We start from the raw sequence: 6,277 nt of genomic DNA on the forward strand, positions 1-6,277 counted from the left end.
GCGATCTAAAAAAATAAGCACACCCAAAGGGTGTGCTTATTTTAGAGATTGGCGAGTTTTAAAATCTTTTGCCAATGTGCCTCAGATACAGGAACAACTGACAAGCGACTAATGCGAATTAGGTCAAAGCCTTCAAAATCAGGATCTTGTTTGATTTGAGCAAGGGTGACGGGCTGAGGTAGCGATCGCACTGCTTTGACATCGACCACAGCTCGTTTAGGATCATCTAATTTGGGGTCAACATACGGCAGTGTAATTACTTCAGCAATACCCATGGCACGGCGTTCATCGCCTGTGTGATAGATCAGGGCTAGATCTTCGGGCTGCATTGTGCGGATATGCTTGAGTGCCAAATTATTATTCACGCCATCCCAGATTGTTTGGCGATCGCGCTCTAGATCGGCGTAAGAATAAACGTCGGGTTCGCTTTTGAGTAACCAGTAAGCCATTTTTAAAGACATTTTCAACAATCACAGTATACCGATTCACGATGAAAGTGTAGTCATCAGAACACAAGTAAAATCCTTGTGGCTTATAATCATTAATGCCCCACGCAGCATGTAAATCAGACAACTTTTGTTGAAAGCTTTGCTTTGCGTTATATATTTTTTGATAGCAACGAAATAATTCGATGGAAATGAGTCGCGTGAATACAAGTCAGTCTAATCAGTCTGGTACTACTAATCTTGTTCAAGGGCCCTATTGGCTAGTTGAAGAGCGTGATGCCTGCGGGGTGGGTTTTATTGCTGACAAGGAAGGTCGTGCTAGCTACAAAATCGTAAGCAATGCTCTAAAAGCTCTGACTTGTATGGAACATCGTGGCGGCTGTAGCGCTGACCAAGATTCTGGTGATGGCGCAGGTTTGATGACCGCAATTCCTTGGGACTTATTAAAAAAGGAAATTCCTGAAATCGACCCAGAGCATTCGGCAGTAGGGATGTTCTTCTTGCCACAGGAATGCGATCGCGCTGCAAAATGTCGCGAAATTACGGGGGAAATCGCCGCAGAGGAAGGATTAAAACTGTTGCGGTGGCGAGTAGTACCTGTGAAACCGCAGGTATTGGGGGTGCAAGCTAGAGAAAACCAACCACAAATCGAGCAAGCAATTTTCGCAGCAGATGCCGATCACCAAAAGGTTGACCAAATTGAAAGAGCAATTTACATTACTCGCCGTCGGATTAAACTGGAAGTCAAAAAGCTTGCACCTGATCAGAGCAGTGATTTTTACGTTCCTTCCCTTTCTAATGTGACGATTATTTACAAAGGCATGGTGCGATCGGCTGTGTTGGATGCTTTTTATGAAGATCTCCAAAATCCTGATTATGTCTCGCCTTACGCCATTTATCACCGACGATTTAGTACCAATACCTTACCAAAATGGCCACTTGCTCAGCCTATGCGATTCCTCGGTCACAATGGCGAAATTAATACTTTACAAGGGAATACCAATTGGTTCCTCGCTCGTCAGGGCGATCTTGCTCACCCTAATTGGGTGGACGCAAAAGGCGATCGCCTTAAGGATTTATTGCCAATTCTCAAGCCCAATGAAAGCGATTCAGCAACACTCGATCATGTTTTTGAATTGCTAATTGAGACAGGGCATAGTCCGCTAGAAGCGATGATGATCCTTGTGCCAGAAGCCTATGAGAATCAACCCGATTTAAGCGATCGCCAAGCAATTGTTGATTTCTATGAATACTACAGTGGATTGCAAGAGGCATGGGACGGTCCCGCGCTGTTAGCATTCAGCGATGGCAAAATTGTCGGTGCTGCTCTCGATCGCAATGGATTGCGACCAGCCCGTTACATGATTACCAAAGACGGGATGGTGATCGTTAGCTCTGAGGCGGGAACTGTCGATATTCCTGAAACGGAAATTATCGAAAAAGGTCGCCTTGGCCCTGGGCAAACCATCGCCGTTGATTTGCAGACTCATGAAATTCTGCACAATTGGGAAATTAAGGAACGGGTAGCCAAAGCGCATCCTTACGGCGAATGGATTAAACAATATCGCAAGAATCTAGAAGTCAAGCCTTTTGCTGAAGCGCCAACGCTCGATGAGCAGAAAGTTCTCACCTATCAAACTGCCTTTGGATATACCCTCGAAGATGTGGAAATGGTGATCGAAGCGATGGCTCAAGATGCTAAAGAGCCAGTATTTTGTATGGGAGATGATGCACCACTTGCTTTTCTGTCACAGCGCCCCCACCTTCTCTACGATTACTTCAAGCAACGCTTTGCACAGGTGACAAATCCACCAATCGATCCTCTGCGTGAGGGAACGGTGATGTCTTTATCGATGTTTTTGGGGGAAAGAGCGAATTTGCTTCTCGCAACTCCTGAAGCGGCCCATCAGATTAAGATCAAAAGCCCTGTAATCAATGAAGCAGAGCTTGAGGATCTCCAATCCTTAGGTTTTGCTTCAACAAAATTGGATATGTTATTCCCGATCGCATCAGGATCTGACGGGCTAAAAGATGCGATCGCCAAGATCAGTGACGCTGCCGTAGCAGCAGTTCGCAATGGTGCAAAACTGTTAATTTTAAGCGATCGCCATCTCAACGCTAATAATGCCTATATTCCACCCTTGTTAGCCGTGGGTGCTGTCCATCACCGCCTCTGTGCCGAAGGAATTCGCATGAAGGCTTCGATTGTTGTGGAAACGGCGCAATGCTGGAGTACCCATCATTTTGCTTGCTTGATCGGCTATGGAGCCAGTGCTATTTGTCCTTACCTCGCCTTTGAAACTACGCGACATTGGTGGGGTAAAGCGAAGACCCAAATGCAGATGCAGCAGGGTAAAATTAAGTCTCTTACAATTGCTCAAGTTCAAGATAGCTATCGTAAAGCAGTTGAAGGCGGCTTATTAAAGATCCTCTCGAAGATGGGAATTTCGCTACTGTCTAGCTATAGCGGCGCACAAATTTTTGAAGCGATCGGCATTGGTGCAGAAGTAATTACCAACTGCTTTAAGGGAACAGTTTCTCGCGTTGGTGGAGTTAACTTCGCTGATATTGCTTCAGAATTACTTAGCTTCCATTCTCAAGCTTTTCCTGAGTTGCAAATCAAAAAGCTGGAAAATTATGGCTTTGTGCAGTATCGCCCCACAGGTGAATACCACATGAACAGCCCTGAAATGGCGAAAGCATTGCATAAAGCAGTGGCGGGTGATGGCTATGACCATTACGAGGTCTATCGCACTCAATTGCAAAATCGCACACCAACGGCGCTGCGTGACTTACTCGAATTTAAGAGCGATCGCCCTAGTATTCCCTTAGAAGAAGTCGAAGATGTCTCGAAAATTCTTAAACGCTTCTGTACAGGAGCCATGTCCCTCGGAGCATTGAGTCGAGAAGCCCATGAAGTCCTTGCGATCGCCATGAATCGAGTTGGCGGCAAATCCAATTGTGGTGAAGGCGGCGAAGATCCAATTCGCTATTTACCCATTAATGATGTTGATGAGAATGGAATTTCAGCAACATTCCCTCATCTCAAGGGCTTAAAAAATGGCGACACAGCTAACTCGGCAATTAAACAGATTGCATCAGGTCGTTTTGGTGTTACTCCTTCCTATCTAGTTAGTTCTAATCAACTAGAAATCAAGGTCGCTCAAGGCGCAAAACCTGGAGAAGGCGGACAGTTGCCAGGACCAAAAGTCAGCAGCTACATCGCCATGCTGCGAAATTCTAAAGCTGGAGTTTCGCTAATTTCTCCACCGCCCCATCACGACATCTATTCGATCGAAGACCTCGCACAGCTAATCTTTGATTTACATCAAATCAATCCCACTGCCAAGGTGTCTGTAAAACTAGTATCGGAAATCGGTATTGGCACGATCGCAGCGGGTGTTGCCAAAGCCAACGCCGACATAATCCAAATCTCTGGCTATGATGGCGGTACGGGCGCTTCACCCCTAAGTTCGATCAAGCACGCTGGCTCACCTTGGGAACTTGGTTTAGCAGAAGTCCATACGGTATTGATGGGTAATAAATTGCGTGATCGCGTATTATTGCGGGTTGATGGAGGCTTCAAAACTGGATGGGACGTTGCGATCGCAGCGCTTCTCGGTGGAGAAGAATATGGCTTCGGTACAGCGGCGATGATTGCCGAAGGTTGCATCATGGCGCGAGTTTGCCACACGAATAAATGCCCCGTTGGCGTTACGTCGCAATTAGAACAATTCCGCAAGCGCTTCCCAGGGACTCCTGAACATGTGGTCAACTTCCTCTACTTTGTTGCCGAAGAAGTTCGTCAAATCCTTGCCAAGCTGGGCTACAAGTCTCTCAAAGATATCATAGGACGTTCTGACTTATTAGCCCAACGTCAAGATCTCAAGCTTGGCAAGCTCGATCTAAATCAGGTTAACCTCGATTGCCTAATTAAACTTCCTGACACCAAGAGCGATCGCAATTGGCTAGAGCATTCACCAACATCCCATAGTAACGGCGCTGTTCTCGATGATGAAATCTTGGCAGATCTCGAAGTGCAGAATGCGATCTCCAATCAAACTGATCTAAGTAAGAGTTATGCGATCGTCAATACCGATCGCTCAGTTCCTGCGAGAGTATCAGGTGCGATCGCAAAGCAATATGGTAACTCTGGACTTGCAAGCAACCTCAATCTGGAATTTGTCGGAGCAGCAGGTCAAAGCTTCGGCGCATTTAATATCAATGGATTGAATCTCTCTCTCATCGGTGAAGCCAACGACTACATCGGCAAAGGGATGAATGGCGGTACTATCAACATCAAACCCAAGCCTGATTGCATCTTCAATCCAGCCGATAACGCAATTATTGGTAATACCTGTCTCTATGGCGCAACTGGCGGCTATCTATTCGTACATGGACGCGCTGGCGAACGTTTTGGCGTAAGGAACTCTGGCGCAAAAGCAGTTGTAGAAGGCACGGGCGATCACTGCTGCGAGTACATGACAGGCGGTGTAATCGTCGTTCTCGGAACCACAGGTCGCAATGTCGGTGCAGGGATGACGGGTGGTATTGCTTACTTCCTCGATATCGATGGCAAGTTTTGCGATCGGCTCAGTCAAGAAGTTCTCAAAGTCCAAAGAGTTTGCACCGCCGCAGGTGAAAGTCAGTTAAAAGAGTTGATTCAATCTAGTTACGAGAATACTGGCAGTAGCCGAGCCAAGGAAATTCTCGATAATTGGTCGAGCTATTTGCCGAAGTTCTGGCAAGTTGTGCCGCCTTCGGAGCAGAATAGTCCTGAAGCTACGGATGCTGTGCCTATAGTCGCAGCGGTTTAAAAAATAGAGGGGCGCGTAGCACCCCTCTATTTTTTTGTCATCTAGCGATCGAGAGGGCTAATCACACCTTTTCCACCCCGATTCAGCACATGGGTATAAACCATCGTTGTCTGGACATCACGATGACCTAGCAATTCCTTTACTGTGCGAATATCGTAGCCGCTCTCCAGTAAATGCGTAGCAAAACTATGTCGCAAAGTATGTGGACTTGCCTCTTTACTGGTATCTGTTTGCTTCAAAGCCCGTTTCATTGACCGCTGAATCCGATCTTCTGAAAGATGGTGTCTGTTAGAGTCGAAGGAGGCTATTATACCCGCCCCTCTCTGTTAGATCTGGACGTGCATATTTCTATGCATCCAGCTCCCGATATTCTTACTCCCATCCCGCTATAAGATCAATGAATTAATGAAAAGATAAAATCCAGTGTTTTTCGTAATTGTATTTTTGAGAGGAATTGACTGGATTCAAAAAACTGCTCTAGCTGATTAGTGATATCTCCTAATGTTTTGCCAATAGGCAAGTGATGTAAAAACCTTAATCTTAATAAATGGATCACATATTCCACCAAGTTCAGTTTTGGTGAATAAGCTGGAATATGCTGATAAGTAGATATGCAGAATTATTTACACATATTCATAGTAATGGGAAGATTCTAAGGATTACTTAATTGTGATCTAATTACTGTGAGATTAATTGCTCCACTTTCCCCTGAAACGACAAAGCTACTGTGGAGAATCTATCGTCAAAGTCACCGCTTTGCAATCCGTCAACGAGCACACTGTATTCTTTTGAGCGCTCAAGGGATAAGGATAGCGCAACTGATGCAAATTTTTGGGGTGAGTCGCAAAACGATTCATAACTGGTTTGTGGCTTGGGAAAGGCTCAAGTTGGTGGGATTATGTGACCGAGCAGGGCGAGGTCGTAAATCCACGTTTACCCTTGAGCAGCAAGAACAAATAAAACAATGGGTGAATCAATCACCGAAACAACTCAAGCGAGTGCTGCAAAATATTG

At 45.7% G+C, this 6,277-nt stretch carries 3 protein-coding genes and 2 pseudogenes; 2 read left to right on the forward strand and 3 right to left on the reverse strand.

Translation table 11 applies throughout. From position 1 onward, the window contains the following. Nucleotides 1–41: 41 nt before the first annotated feature. Nucleotides 42–449: an EVE domain-containing protein gene (locus APA_RS21095; protein ID WP_201324198.1), complete on the reverse strand. Its 408-nt coding sequence runs from the start codon at nt 447–449 to the stop codon at nt 42–44. 188 nt (nt 450–637) lie between these two features. Here APA_RS21095 and gltB point away from each other — a divergent pair, with 188 nt between their 5' ends. Then, nucleotides 638–5,263: a glutamate synthase large subunit gene (gene gltB / locus APA_RS21100; protein WP_236579939.1), complete on the forward strand. Its 4,626-nt coding sequence runs from the start codon at nt 638–640 to the stop codon at nt 5,261–5,263. 41 nt (nt 5,264–5,304) lie between these two features. Here the strand turns inward: gltB and APA_RS21105 are convergent. Both APA_RS21105 and APA_RS25320 read right to left on the reverse strand, forming a co-directional pair. Continuing rightward, nucleotides 5,305–5,550: pseudogene (locus APA_RS21105) on the reverse strand (tyrosine-type recombinase/integrase); the annotation flags it as partial. A gap of 107 nt (nt 5,551–5,657) precedes the next feature. Then, nucleotides 5,658–5,867: pseudogene (locus APA_RS25320) on the reverse strand (IS630 family transposase); the annotation flags it as partial. 79 nt (nt 5,868–5,946) lie between these two features. Between APA_RS25320 and APA_RS25910 the strand changes: the two are divergent. After that, a partial coding sequence (locus APA_RS25910; RefSeq protein ID WP_201321415.1) for a helix-turn-helix domain-containing protein occupies nt 5,947–6,277 on the forward strand: 331 nt, incomplete at its 3' end.

Origin of the sequence: Pseudanabaena sp. lw0831 (assembly GCF_016584665.1) — a bacterium.
GTDB lineage: Bacteria > Cyanobacteriota > Cyanobacteriia > Pseudanabaenales > Pseudanabaenaceae > Pseudanabaena.

What these genes read in the sequence shown, in the direction of transcription:
- APA_RS21095 (WP_201324198.1), bottom strand. Translation starts at nt 449, where the DNA reads ATGGCTTACTGGTTACTCAAAAGCGAACCCGACGTTTATTCTTACGCC.
- gltB (WP_236579939.1), top strand. Translation starts at nt 638, where the DNA reads ATGAGTCGCGTGAATACAAGTCAGTCTAATCAGTCTGGTACTACTAAT.